This window comes from Streptosporangium sp. NPDC020145, from assembly GCF_040631275.1.
GTDB lineage: Bacteria > Actinomycetota > Actinomycetes > Streptosporangiales > Streptosporangiaceae > Streptosporangium.
Genome location: NZ_JBEXZT010000076.1, coordinates 1 through 1,171, shown reverse-complemented (window position 1 = coordinate 1,171; position 1,171 = coordinate 1). Strand labels below are relative to the sequence as shown.

The window sequence follows — 1,171 nt, the reverse complement described above, 5'->3', positions numbered from 1 at the left end:
ACTAAGCGGCATTCCAAAAGTTCCGCTTGTAACCAGCCGGGAGCCAAGGGCTGGTCCATGGAACTGCGGCGGTCAGCAACTGATCCGGTGAACGGGCGCGGAAGAAGGCATGGATCTGTCTGAGGCGGCCGGGCCAGGTGACGGCAGTGTTGGCGATGAACGCCTTCAACACGGCCCAGATGCGCTCCACCGGGTTGTCATGCGGACTGTAGCGCGCCCCGTACAGCAGCTCCAGGCCAGGATGCTCGGCCAGGTAGGCGGTGACGATCCCGGCGTGGTGGATGCTGTCGTTGTCGCAGATCACGACGATGTGCGGGGCGGCCGGGAACGCGGCGATCACCTGATCGAGCAGGCGCAGGAAGTCGGCCGCGCACCGGCGGCCGAGCCGATACACCCACCGCCCGGTGGTCATCTCCAGCGCGCCGAGCACGGTGACCTGCCGGTTCTTGCCCGGTGTGACGACCTCCGGGCGGCATGGGCGCAGCGTCCAACTGGCGCGGATGTGCGGCAGCAGGTGCACGTGGGTCTCATCGGCGGCCCACACCACCGCCCCGCGCGGCAGGGCACGCAGCCGCGCGGTGATGTCGGCCAGCACGCGTCGGCGGTCGGGATCGCCCCGGGCGATCAGCTTGGGTCGCCGCCAGACGGCCACCAGCCGCACCCGCCGATACAGGGCGTGGCGGCTCAGATGGGGCCGGTTCAGCAACCGCCACAGCCGCGGGATCGTCCACGGTCCCGGGTGGGCCAGCAAGGCGGCGATGCGCCTGGTCAGCCGTCGGCCGCCCAGGCGCGGGCGACCCGGACGGGGCCGGTCGGCCAGGTCGGCCACCCCGCGGCGGTTGAACCGGTCGATCCAGCGGCGGACCGTGCCCGGGTCATAGCCGAGCAGGTCGGCGATCTGCACCGCCGACAGCCCATGCAGCGACAGCAGCACCATCACCGCCCGCGTTGCCTGCCGCCAGTGTCCCCGTAACTCCGCCTGCAGGTGCTCGATCGAGGTGGCCGGAGCATTGGCGAACACGACAGGAGGGCGCATACTGACCACGACCTCGCCGGTGGGGTGGACGTTGTGGCAACCTCGATCCAACCCCCGGCGAGGCCCGTGTCAACGCCCTTATGCCCCGGCGATCTCACACCTGGTTACGCGCAGAACTTCTGGATAGGCGCTTAG

At 69.9% G+C, this 1,171-nt stretch carries 1 protein-coding gene; it reads right to left on the bottom strand.

The genetic code is table 11. From position 1 onward, the window contains the following. Nucleotide 1: 1 nt before the first annotated feature. Nucleotides 2-1,036, bottom strand: coding sequence for an IS630 family transposase (locus ABZ463_RS41615; protein WP_362785748.1), 1,035 nt, complete (start codon nucleotides 1,034-1,036; stop codon nucleotides 2-4). Nucleotides 1,037-1,171: the final 135 nt, after the last annotated feature.

Bases quoted from the DNA above. Each gene is read 5' to 3' on its own strand.
- ABZ463_RS41615 (WP_362785748.1), bottom strand. From the start codon at position 1,036: ATGCGCCCTCCTGTCGTGTTCGCCAATGCTCCGGCCACCTCGATCGAG.